16 protein-coding genes and 1 riboswitch are annotated in these 18,336 nt (G+C 56.7%); of the genes, 6 read left to right on the top strand and 10 right to left on the bottom strand.

Annotated features, from left to right (window positions below; all coding sequences use genetic code 11):
- Window positions 1-217: 217 nt before the first annotated feature.
- The 3 genes from GYN08_RS21530 to GYN08_RS21520 form a co-directional block, all read right to left on the bottom strand.
- Entirely contained in the window at window positions 218-619 is a 402-nt protein-coding gene (locus tag GYN08_RS21530) for a general stress protein (protein ID WP_166279109.1), read from the bottom strand.
- 90 nt (window positions 620-709) lie between these two features.
- Window positions 710-1,243 (bottom strand): hypothetical protein, encoded by a 534-nt coding sequence (locus tag GYN08_RS21525; protein WP_166279106.1) that lies wholly within the window; start codon window positions 1,241-1,243, stop codon window positions 710-712.
- A gap of 130 nt (window positions 1,244-1,373) precedes the next feature.
- Window positions 1,374-1,901, bottom strand: coding sequence for a DUF948 domain-containing protein (locus GYN08_RS21520; protein WP_328802993.1), 528 nt, complete (start codon window positions 1,899-1,901; stop codon window positions 1,374-1,376).
- Window positions 1,902-2,226: 325 nt separating this feature from the next.
- Here GYN08_RS21520 and GYN08_RS21515 point away from each other — a divergent pair, with 325 nt between their 5' ends.
- The 3 genes from GYN08_RS21515 to GYN08_RS21505 all read left to right on the top strand — a co-directional run bounded on the left by GYN08_RS21515 (window position 2,227) and on the right by GYN08_RS21505 (window position 4,036).
- Window positions 2,227-2,394, top strand: a complete 168-nt coding sequence (locus GYN08_RS21515) for a DUF1328 domain-containing protein (RefSeq protein WP_166279103.1) — start codon at window positions 2,227-2,229, stop codon at window positions 2,392-2,394.
- A gap of 350 nt (window positions 2,395-2,744) precedes the next feature.
- The gene (locus GYN08_RS21510) at window positions 2,745-3,626 is read left to right on the top strand and encodes a hypothetical protein (RefSeq protein WP_166279100.1); all 882 of its coding nucleotides are present in this window, start codon (window positions 2,745-2,747) and stop codon (window positions 3,624-3,626) included.
- A 227-nt stretch (window positions 3,627-3,853) separates the two neighbouring features.
- Window positions 3,854-4,036 (top strand): hypothetical protein, encoded by a 183-nt coding sequence (locus GYN08_RS21505; protein WP_166279097.1) that lies wholly within the window; start codon window positions 3,854-3,856, stop codon window positions 4,034-4,036.
- 151 nt (window positions 4,037-4,187) lie between these two features.
- Here GYN08_RS21505 and GYN08_RS21500 read toward each other — a convergent pair whose 3' ends face one another.
- Together GYN08_RS21500 and GYN08_RS21495 are read right to left on the bottom strand one after the other, a co-directional pair.
- A complete protein-coding gene (locus GYN08_RS21500) occupies window positions 4,188-5,813 on the bottom strand; it encodes an ABC-F family ATP-binding cassette domain-containing protein (RefSeq protein WP_166279094.1) in 1,626 nt (541 codons plus the stop codon).
- A 206-nt stretch (window positions 5,814-6,019) separates the two neighbouring features.
- Entirely contained in the window at window positions 6,020-7,126 is a 1,107-nt protein-coding gene (locus GYN08_RS21495; RefSeq protein ID WP_166279091.1) for an MBL fold metallo-hydrolase, read from the bottom strand.
- A 158-nt stretch (window positions 7,127-7,284) separates the two neighbouring features.
- Between GYN08_RS21495 and GYN08_RS21490 the strand changes: the two genes are divergently transcribed.
- Both GYN08_RS21490 and GYN08_RS21485 read left to right on the top strand, forming a co-directional pair.
- Window positions 7,285-8,433: a virulence factor gene (locus GYN08_RS21490; protein ID WP_166279088.1), complete on the top strand. Its 1,149-nt coding sequence runs from the start codon at window positions 7,285-7,287 to the stop codon at window positions 8,431-8,433.
- A gap of 288 nt (window positions 8,434-8,721) precedes the next feature.
- Window positions 8,722-8,907, top strand: a riboswitch (Lysine riboswitch).
- A 119-nt stretch (window positions 8,908-9,026) separates the two neighbouring features.
- A complete protein-coding gene (locus tag GYN08_RS21485; RefSeq protein WP_166279085.1) occupies window positions 9,027-10,496 on the top strand; it encodes an amino acid permease in 1,470 nt (489 codons plus the stop codon).
- Window positions 10,497-10,644: 148 nt separating this feature from the next.
- Here GYN08_RS21485 and GYN08_RS21480 read toward each other — a convergent pair whose 3' ends face one another.
- The 3 genes from GYN08_RS21480 to xylA form a co-directional block, all read right to left on the bottom strand.
- Entirely contained in the window at window positions 10,645-11,760 is a 1,116-nt protein-coding gene (locus GYN08_RS21480) for a transglutaminase domain-containing protein (RefSeq protein ID WP_166279082.1), read from the bottom strand.
- Between the two features lie 235 nt (window positions 11,761-11,995).
- Window positions 11,996-13,501 carry a xylulokinase gene (xylB, locus tag GYN08_RS21475; protein WP_166279079.1) on the bottom strand — a complete coding sequence of 502 codons (1,506 nt, stop codon included), beginning with the start codon at window positions 13,499-13,501 and terminating at the stop codon, window positions 11,996-11,998.
- 545 nt (window positions 13,502-14,046) lie between these two features.
- Entirely contained in the window at window positions 14,047-15,360 is a 1,314-nt protein-coding gene (gene xylA / locus GYN08_RS21470; RefSeq protein ID WP_166279076.1) for a xylose isomerase, read from the bottom strand.
- 239 nt (window positions 15,361-15,599) lie between these two features.
- Between xylA and GYN08_RS21465 the strand changes: the two genes are divergently transcribed.
- Entirely contained in the window at window positions 15,600-16,826 is a 1,227-nt protein-coding gene (locus GYN08_RS21465) for an ROK family transcriptional regulator (RefSeq protein ID WP_166279073.1), read from the top strand.
- 139 nt (window positions 16,827-16,965) lie between these two features.
- Here GYN08_RS21465 and GYN08_RS21460 read toward each other — a convergent pair whose 3' ends face one another.
- On the bottom strand, window positions 16,966-17,196 hold the full coding sequence (locus GYN08_RS21460; RefSeq protein ID WP_166279070.1) for a glutaredoxin family protein: 231 nt from the start codon (window positions 17,194-17,196) through the stop codon (window positions 16,966-16,968).
- A 158-nt stretch (window positions 17,197-17,354) separates the two neighbouring features.
- Window positions 17,355-18,308, bottom strand: a complete 954-nt coding sequence (gene trxB / locus GYN08_RS21455; protein ID WP_166279067.1) for a thioredoxin-disulfide reductase — start codon at window positions 18,306-18,308, stop codon at window positions 17,355-17,357.
- Window positions 18,309-18,336: the final 28 nt, after the last annotated feature.

Here is an 18,336-nt window from a genome sequence, read left to right as displayed (position 1 = left end):
TCAACTGCGTCCGATTGAGTCGACGCACCCCTTGCACGCCTCTCATTCGAACGATTCTATTCGATTCATCAAATACCTTTTTATCCTGCAACAACCTTTTTATCAACTTCTTGTAAAAGGTTCCACAAACATAGATAAGGAATGGGACGCCGAGTTCCCATTCCTTATCTATACTTTGAATCCTTCAAAGGCGAAACCTTTATCATGCGCCGCTTTTTTATAAGCGGGGGGTTTGAGCCACTACCAAAACTTTGCCCGTTTCGAGCTGTTCTTCGTAATAAGCCGACTCTTGCTCCGAAAAACCCATCGATGCGATGCGCTCTCGAAGTTCTGCCGCATTCGAACGAAACAGCTGAGTCCCGGCCATTTCGGGATCGTCGGAATCAGGAAATACCGGACGTACTCCCGCTGCTTCCGCTGTTCGTTCCGTCTGTCCTTCATCGTAAGCAAGCACAAACAATTGGTCTCCCGTATAACCGGTCATTCGAAGCTCCCGGACCGTTTCGACGGCCTGGATACCGTTTTCGACGATTTTCGCATAAGCTTTCGCATCGGCAGCATCCATATTTCCGCACGCTCCTTCGCTAAATAAGCTCAAACAAGGGGCACAAACAATCATTTACCCCGTTTTTCTTTGCCTGAAACAACTATACGACATTTTTTGTTTCTTGTTGCGATTTTGCTCGGATCGTCATCGTCTCCACTCGGCTTATACCGATGTACTGTCGAAAAGATCGACGCTCCGAACGCTTCCGGTAGAAGGATCGACGAATACTTTAAGCGCTTGGCCGTCATGTTCGTATCCGAAACCATCGTCGGCCGTAAAGTCCGGTTCTCCCAGCACTTCGCGGATTCGCTGGCCGTCCATCGGCAGTTCGTGACCGTTCAGATTAAAGCTTTCCGCGCTCGAGGGAACGGAAATATAATAAATCCATTTTTCGTAAGTTCCTACATTCAAGCCGCCGTAACGGTATTCTTCGCCGGCCATATAGGCGGGCACCCGCTCGGAAGGTTCTCCGTACAATCGTCCGACTTTTTCAATGCGGTCTTGAAGCGTAAGCCCGTTCAGCGTTTCGTAACCGGACGAGGCCGGGTAAGCGGCGGTCGGGGTCTGCGGCTGCGCCTGATACGCCGCACGATAAACGGCCGTCGTATCAGGCGCGGACGCAGCATAGGAAGGCGCGTAATCCTGATTCGAAAGAGAAGACAACATTCCGGTCAGCATCATCATGATTGTAAACATCGTTCTCATCCTTTCGCATTGCTGCAGGGATTCGAGACGCCCGTCCATACCCGCAACCAAACCGATTACATCCATTCCTCGTTTTCAAAACGTTTGGTCCGTTTTCGGCGTTGACAGCCGAAGCTTTCGGTTAACGGCGGAATTTCTGCCACATAGACGCGCCCGTATCGATCCATTTCGCAAATTTTTGCACGCCGGCACGGTCGCCGCTTCCGGTTCCGTACGTCGCATTGTAGGTACGGACCGTCGGGCTGTCGCCCGAAGCAGGCAGGAGCGCCGCATTGTCGCTGCCGCCGTGTTCGCGTTTTTCGTGTTCTTTCTTTTCTTTATGCTGCTTGGCTTTCTCGATCATCCGGTGCGAATACTGCTGGGTCACCAGCGTCACTTCGTTCAGAAGGTTGCCCAGGTTTTTTACCGATTCCATGACCGGGTCCAGCTGCTTCAGCTTATGATTGGCATCCAGCGTAATATCGTTGGTATGCCGCACGACCTGCTTCACCTCGTAGGTGAGTTCATCCATCGTCTTTTGCACTTCTTTTAATGTTTGCGCCGTGTTTTCAAGCGTCTTGGTGCCGGCTTGCAGTGTTTTGATCAAAAATACGACAAGCACCGCAAAAGCTACGGCCACAATCAGTACAGCCCATTGCCACAGATCCACATTTAAAACCTCGCTTTCTTAAAGCCCATTTTATGTTGCCCATTGCACGGATAGTCCCCTGCATTACTCCATAGTTACCCTGACCTTTTTCGCCCGAAACAACGATGAAAACCCCTTTCAAGCCCCTCGCGATGCCTTGTTTCAATCCGAAAATGCCTGGTTAATTGGAGTCTACGAGACGCTGAAACGAAGGCGGACGCCTCACGATGCCCTATCTTTTCGCCTCTGCCCGTCGACTTCGCACAAGCCGACGCCGGAAACGGAAACGGAAAATCTTCGGTCTGCCTCGTTTCTACTATTAAAAAAGCTAAGGAGGGTGAAGGTCATGATGAAATGGTCTTTGATTCTGCTCGTTATTGCCGTCGTGCTGGGGATTTTCGGCTTTGTCGGAATCATCCAAGCTGCCGCGGCGATTTTCAAAGTTCTGTTCTGGGTGTTCCTGGTTCTGTTCATTATTTCCCTGTTCATGGGACGAGGACGATCAACCCGTTAGATTATCGGCTGCTGCCTGCTCGTTCGGACCGATGTCCGTATCGCAGCAGGCCCGCCTGACTCTGCCGCTTCCACGGAAGCGGCTTTTTCTTTTTTATTTTCCCTCCTTTTCCCCTCCCTTTCGATAAAAAGTGTTCAGCCGTTTTTTCAAAGCAACTTTATGCTCTCTTGCTTTCTTCTTCAATTATAGCAACTTTTCTTTAGTTCGCCTAAAGCTCGTTTATGTAAAATGGAGGTTACGATTCCGTTATTTTTTTTACGCTAGGCTGGTTCAATCGGTTAAGGTGGAGTTTATTCTTATATCAGGATGGAGCAAACAAGCTCCCTAAATACAAAGGAGGTTCATTTTATATGAAAAAATTAGTAACGCTCACAGCTTCGGCTATGCTCATGGCTTCCATGGCTACAGCTGCTTCCGCGGCTGAAACGACTACGGGAACGGTAACGAATGCAAACACTACTACGAATCCGGTAGATGCAACGCCTACTCAAACTCCCGCGACTAACGCTACGGTTACAGGTTCCACTTACAGCGGAACCGCAGTTAAGTTCGTCAGCGCGAACAGAGGCTTCAGCTTCACTCAGCCAGCAGTCTGGGGTACTGACGTTGCCACGCAAGAATATACAGCAGAACAATTAAGTGACATGGGAGAAACCGGAGTTTATCTTGTTCGTTTTACATACACTCCAACTGGAACTACAGCTACAGGAGAAGCGATGAAGCCAGTAACGATCGCTACTATCCGCGGCTATGATCGCACGGCTTGGAACTCGATGACCAATCAAGCTGCGCTTGGGACCGCACTGAACCAGGACGGAACTACTGTTTACGTACTTTCTCCTGTAACTAGCAATCCTTTCACAAACCAAGCAGACAAAGAACGTTTTCAATCGCTGATCGATAACGTTCGCACCGGAATCACTGGAACATTCACAACTACCGTACCTACTACAACGACTCCGACTACTCCGACTGCACCTCCAGCAGTACCTGTAGGTTCGGACACAGCGCTCATCCCAACTAACGATCCATCCAAAGTATCCGTGAACCCGACTCCGACGATCGAACTGACGAGCATGACGCCGTTCTACAAATCGCCGGGCGGCACGATGATCGGTTACCTCGGACCGCAAAAGCTCGATACAACGGGCAACGGCACGACGGATCCGGCTACCGGCCAATGGGTCGAAATCTACACTTGGATGGGTATGGCTTGGATCGTAGTCGAGTAATCGACTACCTCTCGGACCATATATCCGAAGAAGCACCGGCAGCCGCCGGTGCTTTTTTTATGCCCGCCTCTCCCCTCGGCCTCTCCGGCCCGCGCATAATGCCGAACAAAACGAATTTCCCGCTTGTCCCGCCGCTTGAAAGCGGCTAATATAAAGGAGAAATCCGCAGCGAACGGCAGCCCCGACCGGGACCTTTCGCCATGCTGCGCAGCGAGGAGGAGTTCCGCATGACCGAAGAAAAAGGGACCCGCAAAGTGGATCTGGCCGAAGCGATTCGCAACAAGCTCGAGCAGAAAAAGCAGCAGGCCGCTTCGAACAAAAACGGCTTTCAGAGCAACCAGACCAAGAAGCTGACGACCCAAAACAACAAAAAACCAAACAATCAGCGCCGCCGTACCGGAGGATCCTAACCGTCCATCCTTTTCGGTCGCGCCGACGCAAAAGCCCCTTTTCCGGCATGAGCCGAAAAAGGGGCTTTTTTGTAGGCTTGGAGCGTACGCCGCCACGTCGGGCAGCTTCCGTCCGACGCCGGGCAAGCACGAAAGGTTTCCTTGTCTTGAGTTAGACCTGAACCGCGTACATCCGCTCGCGCATCTCTTTGACCTCATCGCTTTCGAGATACTCGTCGTAGGTCATCACGCGGTCGATGACGCCGTTCGGCGTGATCTCCACGATACGGTTGGCGATCGTCTGAATAAACTGATGGTCATGCGAAACGAACAGCAAAGTGCCGTCAAAATCGATCAGGCCGTTATTGAGCGCCGTGATGGATTCGAGGTCCAAGTGGTTGGTCGGTTCGTCCATGATCAGCACGTTCGCGCCGTTGAGCATCATTTTGGCCAGCATGCAGCGAACCTTCTCGCCCCCGGACAGGACGCTCGCTTTCTTCTGGCTCTCTTCGCCGGCGAACAGCATCCGGCCGAGGAAGCCGCGCAGGAATGTCTCGTCCTGATCGTTCGAATACTGACGCAGCCACTCGACGAGGTTCAGATCGACGCCGTCGAAGTATTTCGAATTGTCTTTCGGGAAATAAGCCTGAGTCGTCGTGACGCCCCAAGTATATTCGCCGCCGTCCGCTTCCTGTTCGCCCATGACGATGTCGAACAGCGTCGATTTCGGCAGTCCGTGCGGACCGACAAACGCGATCTTGTCGCCTTTGTTGACGATCAAATTGAAGTTGTCGAGCACCTTTTCGCCTTCGATGGACTTGTTCAAGTTATCGACCGTCAGCAGCTGCTTGCCCGCTTCGCGTTCAGGCTTGAAGTTGATGAACGGGTACTTCCGGTTGGAAGGACGGATGTCGTCCAGAGAAATTTTGTCCAGCTGCTTTTTACGCGACGTCGCCTGCTTCGATTTCGAAGCGTTCGCCGAGAAGCGTTGGATAAAGGCCTGCAGTTCTTTGATCTTCTCTTCTTTTTTCTTGTTCTGCTCGCGGGCAAGCTTCAGCGCCAGCTGGCTGGATTCGTACCAGAAGTCGTAGTTGCCGACGTACATCTGGATTTTGCCGAAGTCGATATCCGCGATGTGCGTGCAGACTTTGTTCAGGAAGTGACGGTCGTGGGACACGACGATGACCGTGCCTTCGTAACCCATCAGGAAGTTCTCCAGCCAGTTGATGGACTCGATGTCCAAGTGGTTGGTCGGTTCGTCCAGCAGCAGGATCTGAGGCGTGCCGAACAGCGCCTGCGCGAGCAGGACGCGGACTTTTTCGTTGCCGCTCAGCTCGTCCATCTTCTTGTCGTGCAGATCGCGGTGGATGCCGAGACCGATCAGGAGCGCGGCCGCGTCGGCTTCGGCGTCCCAGCCGTTCAGCTCGGCGAATTCGCCCTCGAGTTCGCCGGCGCGGATGCCGTCTTCCTCGGAGAAGTCGCTTTTCGCGTAAAGCGCGTCTTTTTCCTTCATGATCGAATACAGACGGTTGTGGCCCATGATGACCGTTTCCAGTACCGGGTACTCGTCGTATTCGAAATGGTTCTGTTTCAGAACGGCCAGGCGCTCGCCAGGCGTGATGGAGACTTCGCCCTGGTTCGGTTCGATCTCTCCGGAGAGGATCTTGAGGAACGTCGATTTGCCGGCGCCGTTGGCGCCGATCAGGCCGTAGCAGTTGCCCGGGTTGAATTGAATGTTGACGTCTTCGAAAAGTGGCCGCTTGCCGTAGCGAAGCGTAACGCCGCTTGTACTGATCATATGCATTCCCATCCTTTATTATAAACTTTTCGTTAAGCTCCGATTTTGCCGTGCAGCTTCAACATGTCTAGGGTGCTTTTCAAAAGCCTATTATAGCATAAAAAGGGCGTCCGTAAGGCGTACATTGACTGTTTCTGCGTAAAATTTCAGGCGTTCGTCCGATAAAAGGGCCAAAAACCGCTCCGGCTGAACCGGGGCGGTTTTTTTCACGTCTCGATGACTTTTTGCTGCGCGTGCACGATCATCGTCTCGCCGTGAATCATCAGCTTGATGCAGTCGCGGGACGTTCCGGTACGCAGCCGTTCGGCTTCCAACCGGGCAAGCGCTTCTTCCGCCGTGTCGTCGGACAGTTTGAACGTGCCGTAATGCATCGGAATCATGACCTCGGCCCCGACATCGCGGAACGCCTGCAGCGCCTGCTCCGGATTCATATGCTGCGGCCCCATAAACCATTCGGGCTCGTACGCGCCGATCGGCATCATCGTGATATGAATGCGGAATCGGTCTCCGATCTCCCGAAAGCCGGCAAAGTACCCGCTGTCTCCGGCAAAGTAAATCGTCGGCGGCAGCGGAGTGCCGTCGGCCGAAACGTTGGCGTTCAGCGTATCGTCCCAACGGCCGCATTTCGCCTTGTCGGCGGAATCGATGGACGACGGAGCCGCGTGAGGCTCATAGCGCGAATGTTCCGGCGGATTGACGACTTTTCCGGGTACGACCCGGGCCGCCTCCGCAGGTTCGAGCACAAAACCGCCCCAATGCGACGTATTGGCGTCGAACAGCGTCCGGCGCGTCCAATGCTGGGTCGGCACGAACGTGATTTTCACCCCTTCGACGACAACGTCCTCCCACCAGGACAGCTCGATGCAGCGGCCGATCTGCTTGCGGGCGAGTTTTTTCTTCAGCCCGACAGGCACGATAACCTGCGTTTTCGGATTTTGCAGCCTGCGGATCGAAGCGATATGCATATGGTCGTAATGGGAATGGGAAATCAGGATCAGGTCGACCGGCGGCACTTTTTCGATCGGAATGCCGGGTTCGCTGAGCCTTTTGCCGACGCCCATCCGTTTGGCCCAGATCGGGTCGGTCAGGATGTTGAGCCCCGCGTACTGAACCAGAAACGTCGAATGTCCGACCCAAGTGATCGTCACGTCTTCGCGGTTATCCGTCAAATAATCCAGTTTTGCGGGCTGACTCGGAATGATATAAGAATAATCGCGCTTTTTGCGTCTGCGATGCAGATGCCGGTCGCGATGTTCTTTTAACGTTTTCCCCATCGGGGTATTGTTCGCGTTGAGATACTTAACCTTGGGCATATCCGTTCCTCCTTCTCTAGACTGCCTCTCTATCCCATTACCCTCTACTTACTTCTATCGACTAGGAAAGCTCAATTTTTTTGCATTCTTCCGCTTCTCCTATTGTGACATTTGTTACGGCGGCGTGTAAAATGGTGTTGAAGGAGGTCTGATCGCTTATGAAAATCAAATTGATCGAACCCACTCCCAGCCCGAACACGATGAAACTCCATCTGGACGAGACGCTGGAAGCGGGCATCCGAAAAACATACACGCTCGACAACGAACGTTCCGCGCCGCCGATCATCGCGCGGCTGCTGCATATCGAAGGCGTCAAAAGCGTCTTCCACACCACCGATTTCATGGCCGTGGACCGCAAACCGGGCGCGGATTGGCCGTCGATCCTGGCAGGCGTGCAGGAAGTGTTCGGCAGCCGTTCCGAGCAGCCCGTCGTCGCCGATATCGAGGATGCGGCCGGCCATTTCGGCGAAGCCCAGGTATTCGTCCAGTTCTTCCGCGGCATTCCGATGCAAATCCGCGTCAAAGCGGGCATGCAGGAAGAACGGATCGGACTGTCGCAGCGCTTCGTCGACGCCGTGACGGAAGTCGCGAGCGCGACGCTGATCAAGGAACGCAAATTGACCGATTACGGCGTGCGCTACGGCGACCTGCCGGATATCGCGCGCGAAGTGGAGCAGGAGCTCGAAGCCGCGTTTCCGCCGGAACGCCTGGAACGCGTCGTCAAGCAGGCCATCGCCCACGGCGCAAAGGCGGAGGAGTTCGTCGAAGAACGCCGGGAATGGTCGCAGGCGGAGATCGAAGAAGGCTTGGGCAGCGACGACTGGCGCCGCCGTTATTCCGCGCTTGAAGCGATGGAAGCGAGCGAAGGAAATCTGCCGCTGATCGAGCGGGCGCTCGATGACGACAAGATGCAGATTCGCCGCCTGGCCGTCGTGTATCTCGGCGACCTGAAGACGCCGGAAGCGATGCGGCTGCTGTTCCGGGCTATGAAAGACGGCTCCCCGGCCGTTCGCCGTACGGCGGGCGATACGCTGTCGGACATCGGCGATCCGTCCGCGACGCAGGTCATGCTCGAATCGCTGAAGGACGGCAGCAAAATCGTCCGCTGGCGCGCGGCCCGCTTCCTGTACGAAGTCGGAACCGCCGATGCCCGGGAAGCGCTCGAAGAAGCGTCGAACGATCCCGAATTCGAGGTCGGGCTTCAGGCGCGCATGGCGCTGGAGCGGATCGATTCCGGCGAGGAAGCGGCCGGTACCGTCTGGCAGCAAATGGCGAAAAGCCGACAAAAACCGAACGAGTCCGTCTAAATCGGCCGAAGGCGGCAAAGGACCTCGAACACGGCGGCTGCCGTGTACGGGAACGGTTCAAAAAAGCGGTCCAAGAAAGTGCCGGCGGCGCGGCTCTTCGGCGAACTCCGGCTCGCTCCGAACCGGCACGGCACCGCATGGCGGAATGTCGGCAAAGCTTGTGCAAAATAGACTTGCCTACACAAAGACAATCTCGTATACTGTGAAAGTTGTTCGCCCTGCGAATGTCAGGGCTTTTTCTTATCCAACCGAATAGTTTTCCCCTCATCGCACTCGGGTTCGAACCGGTGATGAGGTAGAGGTTGCGGTGGCGATCAGTACACCGGCGGAGGCGCAGCAGAGCGCCCGAGATGCCGGCTGGAAAGGCGCACCCGCCGAAGTGCGGACTTCTTCTGCTTGAATCCGTGCTGGGGCCGTCTCCGAAAGGAACGGAACTGTCATCCGCTTTGAAGCGGGTGTTGAGCTATCTTCACGAAACGAAGCGACTTTGCGATGCGGAATTTGCCACAGCCGGCGGACCCGTGTCCGCCGGCTTTTTGCCGTACGCTTCTTTTCGTGATCGACCAAAACCACACGAGGAGAGTTGAATCACGATGAAATTCACCCAAGAAAGGACGCCCCAGGCGTCCCAGTTGAAAAAGGGCCTGCAGGCCCGACATATGACGATGATCGCCCTGGGCGGCGCGATCGGAACGGGACTGTTCCTGGCCAGCGGCGGCGCGATCGCCGACGCCGGACCCGGAGGCGCCCTGTTGGCCTACACGGCCGTCGGCATCATGGTGTACTTCTTGATGACGAGTCTCGGCGAGCTGGCGACCCACTCGCCGGAACCGGGCTCCTTCAGCGCTTACGCGGGACGCTATGTCGATCCGGCGTTCGGTTTCGCCATGGGCTGGAATTACTGGTACAACTGGGCCGTTACGATCGCCGCGGAGCTTGCGGCGGCGACGCTCATTATCAAGTACTGGTTCCCGGGCACTTCCTCTTTCCTCTGGAGCCTGCTGTTTCTGGCCGTGCTGTTCCTGCTGAACGCGCTGTCGGTCAGAGCCTACGGCGAAGCGGAATATTGGTTCGCGCTGATCAAGATCGTGACCGTGATCGTGTTCCTGGTCATCGGCGTAGCCATGATTTTCGGCGTCATGGGCGGCGAAGCCGTCGGATTCACCAACTTCACGGTCGCTTCCGCTCCGTTTAACGGCGGATTCTTCGCCTTCCTGGGCGTCTTCATGGCGGCCGGATTCTCGTTCCAGGGAACCGAACTGATCGGCGTGGCCGCCGGCGAAAGCGAAAATCCTCGCCGCAACGTCCCTCGCGCGATCCGTCAGGTGTTCTGGCGCATCCTGGTGTTCTACGTTCTGGCGATCTTCGTCATCGGTCTGCTGATTCCGTACACCGACCCGAGCCTGCTGAACGGCGATCTGGAACACATCGGCGTCAGCCCGTTCACGCTCGTGTTCGAGCGCGCCGGATTCGCCTTCGCGGCGGCCGTCATGAACGCGATCATCCTGACTTCGGTACTTTCGGCCGGCAATTCCGGCATGTATGCTTCGACCCGGATGCTGTATGCGCTCGCTCTCGAAGGCAAAGCGCCGAAATTCCTGACCAAACTGACTCGCGGCGGCGTGCCGATCAACGCGCTGATCGTGACGGCGGCCGTCGGCATGCTGGCTTTTCTGGCCTCGTTCTTCGGCGACGGCGTCGTGTATACGTGGCTGCTCAACGCTTCCGGCATGTGCGGATTCATTACCTGGGTCGGCATCGCGATCAGCCATTATCGATTCCGCCGCGCTTTTATCAAGCAGGGGCATAGTCTTGACGAGCTCCCTTACCGCGCGCGCTGGTTCCCGTTCGGACCGCTGTTCGCGTTCGCGCTCTGCCTGGTCGTGATCGTGGGCCAAAGCTTGTCCACGATCGAGAACGGTACGGTAGATTGGCTGGGCTTGATCGCGACTTACCTGAGCGTGCCGCTGTTCTTGATCCTCTGGTTCGGTTACAAACGCGCCAAAGGAACCAAAGTCGTTCCGCTTGAGCAGTGCGACGTCAGCGGACGCGGCGACCTGTAACGCGGACGTGACTGCCCGTTTTGCGGCGGATTCGGAAGCCTCCCGCTTCTTCCGCCGTTTTCCGAGCGTTATACCGAAAAAAGAACCTTTGCCCCGATTCTAGGAGCAAAGGTTCTTTTGCTTTTTAAAGCCTTTAAAACTTTTCAGTTTACTTCCAATACAAAGTGATCTGCAGCCCTCTCGCGCTGCCGAGCGACTTGCTCGTATATCCGATCGGCGATACTCCGTGGTTATACAGGGTCAGAAGATCTTTTTTCAGCTTGGTTTTCGTTCCCTGATAGCGGAAAGTAAGGCTGTTCTGCCCGTCCGAATCGGCTTCTTTGACGATTCGCTGCAGCACGGACGCCGTCGACACGAGACTGTTCGAGGATGCCGAGTATCCCAGTGAGGCGCGCAGTTCCTTGGCTCCCGCGACCCCGCGCGCAACCAACACATTCAGCGCCTCGTTATACGGCGTGACCGCTTTCGGGTAGTCGGCCGTTTTCCAGGTGTGATCCCGCTTGAGCTGTTCGTCGGTCACCAGATAATACGCAGTCGATACCCGGTCTCCGCGGTCCGGAACCGGATCGTCCCACGTCGTATCGATTTGATACCATTTGCCGTCCAGCTTCACCATATTCCAGGCATGCGCTTCGTTTTCGACGTAGCCTTCGACGATATTCGTTTCGAACCCCGCCTGCTTCAGCATGTCGTAAGTAAGCAGCGCGTACCCTTGGCAGACCGTGCTGCCCGTCTTGAGGCCTTCGTAGGCCGTGAATTTCGACAGCGTCGTGTCGTATTTGAGATTGCGGACGATCCAATCGTGGATGGCTTTGACTTTCATATCGTCGTTCATGTCCGGCGTCACGATTTCTTTGAGCACGGATGCGACCTTCTGGTGCACGTAAGCGCTCTGCTCCGCCGTTTCCCGATACGTCAGCTTCACTGCGGCGGTCGATGCGGAACTGCTGCCGCGCAGCGAGTAGGCGTATCCTTTCATCGTGTAATGAATATAAGGATCCTGAGCGATCGCCGATTCGAGCGCAGGCTCGATCGCCGCCTTCAATTCGTTGATTCCGCCGGCATAGGTCAAATTCACGCTGTCCTTGCGCGCCGACAAAGCTTGAAACAGCTGGCTTTGCAGCTGATTTTGCGCTTGCGATACCGCAGCCGCGCTTGCCGTCTGTACGGCCGACAGCGGCTGAAAACCGCCCAGCGTCCCCCCCGTCACCAATGCGAGCACGGCGCTTACCTTCAACAGTTGTCTTCTTGCATTCCCCTTCATGTGGCTGCCTTCTCTCCTTTGATTGACGAAAGTTCTCTTTTGTATATCGGCATGCGGAGGGGATTTTTTAACTTTTTATGTAAATTCGCATGAAAAAAGCCCCACCTTTTATTATGGACCTCTCTCGCTAAAAAGCAACTTTCTCCGTTCTCTCTTACTGCCTGCTTAAGCACGGCAAAAAGCCGGCTTCCCTTTCCTGGGAAACCGGCTTTTCGCATCGAATCGGGCGGGTCTTTTAGTTGTCGCCGCCGCGGAACGCCGCCAGCCTGCGATTCAGTTCGGCCGTCTGGCCGTATACGTCCCGATACACGTCGAACAGCTTGCTGTAGACTTCGGTACGCCGAGCGTCCGGCGTGTACGTCTTGGCTTCGCGAATGAACTCGCGCGCGCAGTCCTGCAGCGTCTCGAACCAGCCGCTGCCGAAAGCCGCCAGCATCGCCGCTCCCATGGCGGGCCCCTGTTCGCTCTCCAGCTTGACGACGTCCGCGCCGAAGACGTCGGCCTGCATCTGCAGCCATTCTTGGTTTTTGGCGCCGCCGCCGATCGAAACGACCTTATCGACCGTCTTGCCGGCCGCGCGCAGAATGTCGATCGACTCGCGCAGCGAGAAGGTAATGCCTTCCATTACGGCGCGCGCGAAATGAGGAAGCTTATGGCTCGCGTCGATGCCGACGAAGCTGCCGCGGATGTCGGAGTCCGGATGCGGCGTGCGCTCGCCCACGATATACGGAGTAAACAGCAGGCCGTTCGCGCCCGGCGCCACTTCGCCGATTCCCGCAAGCAGATCTTCGAACGATTGGCCGCCGCCGAACGTTTCGCGGAACCACTGCATGCTGTAACCTGCTGCCAGCGTAACTCCCATGATGTAGAAGGCGTCTTTTTCGCCGTGATTGAAGAAATGGACCTTGCCTTCGAAATCGAGGTCGCGGCGGGTCTCGTACGACAGAACGACGCCCGACGTTCCGATGCTGCACATCGTCTGGCCTTCGTTCAGGATGCCCGCTCCGATCGCGCCGCAGGCGTTATCGGCGCCGCCGGCATACACGCGCGTCTTCTCCGTCAGCCCTGTGCTCGCCTGCATCTCCGGCAGCAGCGAGCCGGTATCGTCGAACGACTCGACGAGCGGCGGGAACAGCGAAGCCTTCAGACCGAACGCTTCGGCGATTTCGGTGCTCCATTCCTTGCCCGCCACGTCGAGCAGCAGCGTGCCGGCCGCGTCCGAATAATCCATCGCGGCACTGCCGGTCAGACGCAGACGGACATAGTCTTTGGGCAGCAGGAAGAGCGATGCCCGCTCCAGGATCTCCGGTTCGTACTCCTGCACCCAGAGGATCTTCGGCAGCGTGAATCCTTCCAGCGCGCGGTTGCGGGCAATCTTCAGCAGCTTGTCGCCGAGCGTCCGCTCGATTCTGCGGCACTGCGGCGTCGTCCGCGTGTCGTTCCACAAGATGGCCCGGCGCAGCGCGCGTCCGTCTTCGCCGACCAGTACCAGCCCGTGCATCTGGCCGGAGAAGCTGATGCCTTCGATTTCTTCCGGCTTCACGCCGGAAGCCGCCAGCAGCCTGTTCAGCGACAGAACCGTCTTCTCGACCCAGTCTTCCGCATCCTGCTCGCTGTAGCCCGGCTGCGGCTGGTAGAGCGGATACGCTTCCGATTCTTCGCAGACCACTTTGCCGGACCGGTCCACGAGCACCGACTTGACGGCGCTTGTCCCCAGGTCGATCCCGATTACGTAACTCATGAATTTTCCTCCTCGAGTATAAAGAAAGTACAAACGGTAAGAAGTAAGAAGGCGCCGCTTATCGAAAAACGTAAAACGGACGGCGTCCCTTCCCCGAAGGGAGCTTGCGGGAAGCCGTCCGATGTTGATTCGTCGATCGCCTAGGCGATTCTGTATCTATGTTTCAACCCTGACGCCGCCTGCGGCGGCTGGCCGGTTCTTGCCGGCTTTTTTTATGATGGTGCGGGGAAATGCTTGGGTGAAGGCTTAAAGGCTTAAAAGCTTAAAGGCTTAAAGGCTTAAAGGCTTAAAAGCTTAAGAGCTTAAGAGCTTAAGAGCTTAAGAGCTTAAGAGCTTAAGAGCTTAAAGGCTTAAAAGATTTGCGCTTCGCGCGGAAGCCGAGTCGCCTCGTTTGAAGGGAGACGGCTCGGGCTTGGGAGACTGTCGCTCGTCGCGGGAACTGCAATTCACCTTGCCCGGAGGGGTAAGTGAATTTCGTTCCTACTTTATCGCTCGTCGCGGGAACTGCAATTCACCTTGCCCGGAGGGGTAAGTGAATTTCGTTCCTAACCATAAATGTATTGGTTAAGGACGGATTGAAGCAGTTCCTGACGTCCGGATTTGTTCGGACGAGGGTTCTCGTTATTCAGCGCGTACTCGGCCAGGGAAGCCAGAGTCGTTTTGCCGGCTACGATATCGGCGCCGATGCCTTCGGAGAAGCTGCTGTAGCGTTCTTCGATGACTTTGTCGAACGCGCCGTCTTCGATCAGCTTGGCTGCGACTTTAAGGCCTTTCGCGTAAGTGTCCATGCCGGCGATGTGAGCCAGGAACAGGTCGTCCGCTTCGAAGGAATCGCGGCGTACTTTGGCGTCGAAGTTGATGCCGCCTTTGCCCAGGCCGCCGTTTTTCAGCACTTCGTACAGCGTCAGCGTCGCGTCGTAGACGTTAACCGGGAATTCGTCGGTATCCCAGCCCAGCAGCATGTCGCCTTGGTTGGCGTCGAGCGAGCCGAGCATGCCGTTGATGCGCGCTACGCGCAGTTCGTGCTCGAACGTGTGGCCGGCCAGCGTCGCGTGGTTGGCTTCCAGGTTGAGCTTGAAGTGCTTGTCGAGATCGTATTTTTGCAGGAATGCGATCGAAGTCGCCGCGTCGAAGTCGTATTGGTGCTTCGTCGGCTCTTTCGGTTTCGGTTCGATCAGGAATTGGGCGTCGAAGCCGATTTCCTTGGCGTAGTCGACCGCCATGTGGAACATGCGGGCGATGTTGTCCTGCTCCAGCTTCATGTCCGTGTTCAGCAGGGACATGTAACCTTCGCGGCCGCCCCAGAAGACGTAGTTCTCGCCGCCGAGACGTTTGCCGACTTCGAGACCTTTTTTGATTTGAGCCGCCGCGTGGGCGTAAACGTCCGCGTTGTTGGTCGACGCGGCGCCGTGCACGAAGCGCGGGTTCGTGAACATGTTGGCCGTGTTCCAGAGCAGCTTTTTGCCGCTGGATTTCATGTTCGATTCAATCAGGTCGACGATCGTGTCGATGTTCGCGAAAAACTCTTTGAGCGTCGATCCTTCCGGCGTGATGTCGATATCGTGGAAGCAGAAGTATTCCAGTCCCATTTTGTCCATGAACTCGAATCCGGCTTCGACGCGCGCTTTCGCCAGGTCCATGCCCTTGTACGAATGCCAAGGACGCACTGCCGTCGTGTCGCCGAACGGATCGCTGCCTTCCGCCGTCAGCGTATGCCAGTAAGCCATCGAGAACTTCAGGTGTTCGGACATCTTTTTGCCCGCGACCACTTCGTCCGGGTTGTAGAATTTAAATGCGAATGGGTTTTGCGACTGACTGCCTTCGTAAGCCACTTTACCGACATTTTCAAAATAAGCCATGTAAGAGATGCCTCCTCGTTATTTCGCAGAAATCGTTTACATCGCTATCCTAGCACATCCAAAAAACTTTGTCTATCGGATAAACTAAGTCTTTCGGGAAAAGTTTTTGTACGCTAGAATAAAGATTGATAACGCTATCAAATCAGCCGAAAAAATAAAGGGGGAGCGTCGGAACGTCTTCTTTTTGCCGCGCGCTTCGCTTATGATAAAGGTTCACAGGTACGGATGGAGGAATCGGAATGAGAGTAACGGGGGATCAGGCGCTCGTCAAGAAATTGAATAAATCGATCGTGCTGGATACCATTCGCAGGAACGGGCCGCTGTCGAGAACGGACGTATCCGAACGGACGGGACTGAATAAAGCGACCGTGTCGAACCTGACGCTGGAACTGCTGGAGCAGAAGCTCGTCGAAGAAACCGGGCTGGGGGCATCCAGCGGAGGCCGCAAGCCGCTGATGCTGCTCTTCAACGGAGCCGCCGGCTGCGCGATCGGGATCGAGCTCGGCGTTACGCTGGTCAAAGCGGCTCTGACCGACCTCAAAGGCGGCATTTTGCTGGAACGAAGCGCGCCTCTCGGTCGGCACGATCCCGATACGGCGTTTGCCGTCATCCTCGAAGCCGTGCGCCCTCTGCTTGAAGAAGCGCCCGATACGCCGCACGGCGTGGTCGGCATCGGCATCGGCGTGCCGGGCATGGTCGACGAATCGGGTACGATTCTCTACGCGCCCAATCTGGGCTGGGAAGGCGTCGATCTCGGCGCCCGGCTGGAAAAAGAATTCGGCGTGCCCGTCGTCGTCGACAACGAGGCCAACGCGGGAGCGGCGGGAGAACGGGAATACGGGGCGGGCCGCCATGTGCGCCATCTCGTGTACGTCAGCGCGGGCATGGGCATCGGCTCGGGCATGATCATCGACGGGCAGCTGTACAAGGGAGCCTGGGGCTACGCCGGCGAAACGGGGCATATGTCGATCGAAAGCGACGGCCGGCTGTGCAGCTGCGGCAGCCGGGGCTGCTGGGAGCTGTACGCGTCGGAACGCGCTTACGCTTATGCTCCGGCGGCGGGCGGAAGCGCCGAAGGGAGCGGGGATGCAGATGTTCGCGCACGGGACGCCGCTTCCCCCTCCTCCCTGCCTGCGCTCACCACGCCGGAACTGGCGGAATATGCGCGTCAAGGAGACGCTGCCACGCTCGAGATGTACCGGGAAATCGGCCGTCGGCTCGGTATCGGCGTCACCAATCTCGTCAACGGCTTCAACCCGGAAAAGATCGTCGTGGGCGGCCCCCTGACCGAAGCGAAAGAATGGATCGAACCGGCGATGCTGGCGACGATCGCGGAGCGGGCGCTTCCGTATCACAGACGCGAGCTGGCCGTCTCCTTTTCCGAATTAGGCAGCCGATCGGCCCTGCTGGGAGCGGCGCATCTGGCGGTCTCTCAGTTTCTCGGGCGGGTGCGCGTATCGCTCTAGGCGGGACGCTCCCGGTAAAGGCTTCTTTGCCCGCCGTCTCCGCATAAGCAGCTCAAAAAGGCGAAGCCCCGAGGCTTCGCCTTTTCTTATGTGCCTGCTCTATCCGTTCGCGGCGAAGCCGGAACGATCGCGGCCGAACTTACGCGTTCAGCGCTTTTTCGAGCTGCAGCTTGTTCATGCCCACGATTTTCGCTTCGCCGATGACCGTTACCGGAACGGCGCGCAGTCCCATATCCCAGACCTGCTGCGCGAAATCGTCGCTCTGTTCGATGTTGCGCTCTTCGTAAGCGACGCCCTTGCCGTCCAGATAGCTCTTCACCTGTTTGCAGTGCGGGCAGTTGGTGCTTGTGTATACGATTGCCGTCGTCATTGTCTCTCCACCTTTTCAATATGTTTTTACTATCGGCTTTCTTTATTATAACGTCTATTCGGCTTTACACAAAACCGATCCGTGACGAAACCTGTGCAAATCGGCCGGAACGAAAGAACGCCGGGAAAAAATCCGCGACGCCCTGCCCGATTCCGTCTTTACAGGACCGCTTCCGCCGCAGCTTCCGCGAACTCCAGGCTTTCGATGAAACGCTCCGCGTCCATAGCCGCCGCGCAGCCGCTTCCCGCAGCCGTGATCGCCTGACGATAGCGCGTATCCTGCACGTCGCCGCAGGCGAAGACGCCAGGGACGTTCGTTTCGCTCGTGCCCGGGGTCACGACGATGTAGCCGTTCTCGTCGGTCGTGATCTGGCCGTTCAGGAAGCCCGTGTTCGGATGGTGCCCGATCGCGACGAATACCCCGCTGGCTTCGATCAGCTGATCTTCGCCCGTCTCGTTGTTGCGGACCAGCAGGCCTTTCAGGCCGTTCTCGCCTTTGACCACTTCGAGCGGCGTGCGGTCGAGCGCCCATTCGATCTTCGGATTCTGACGGGCGCGGTCCTGCATGATCTTCGACGCGCGCAGTTCGCCTCTGCGGTGCACCAGCGTCACCTTCGTCGCGAAGCGCGTCAGGAAGTTCGCTTCTTCGAGCGCCGAGTCGCCGCCGCCGACCACGATGATTTCTTTGCCGCGGAAAAAGAATCCGTCGCACGTCGCGCAGGTGCTGACGCCCATGCCCACGTTCTCTTCTTCGCCCGGAATGCCGAGGTACTTGGCGCTTGCGCCGGTGGAGATGATCAGCGTGTCGGTCACCAGTTCGCCCATGCCGTCAACGTTCAGCTTGAACGGGCGCTCCGACAGGTCGACGTTCTCGACCCAGCCCGTCCGGAACTCGGCGCCGAAACGTTCCGCCTGCTTGCGCATGTTGTCCATCAATTCCGGACCCATGATGCCTTCCGGGAAGCCGGGGAAGTTCTCGACTTCGGTCGTCGTCGTCAGCTGTCCGCCCGGCTGAGGGCCTTCGATAACGAGCGGGCTCATGTTGGCGCGCGCCAGATAGATGGCGGCGGTCAATCCGGCCGGGCCCGTACCGATGATGATCGATTTATACATAAAAGTGATCCTCCTCTTTCTCAGTCAT

Source organism: Saccharibacillus alkalitolerans (genome assembly GCF_011090185.1).
Classification (GTDB): Bacteria; Bacillota; Bacilli; order Paenibacillales; family Paenibacillaceae; genus Saccharibacillus; species Saccharibacillus alkalitolerans.
The sequence above is the reverse complement of the archived record's forward strand: the minus strand, read 5'-3'. Positions and strand labels throughout refer to the sequence as shown.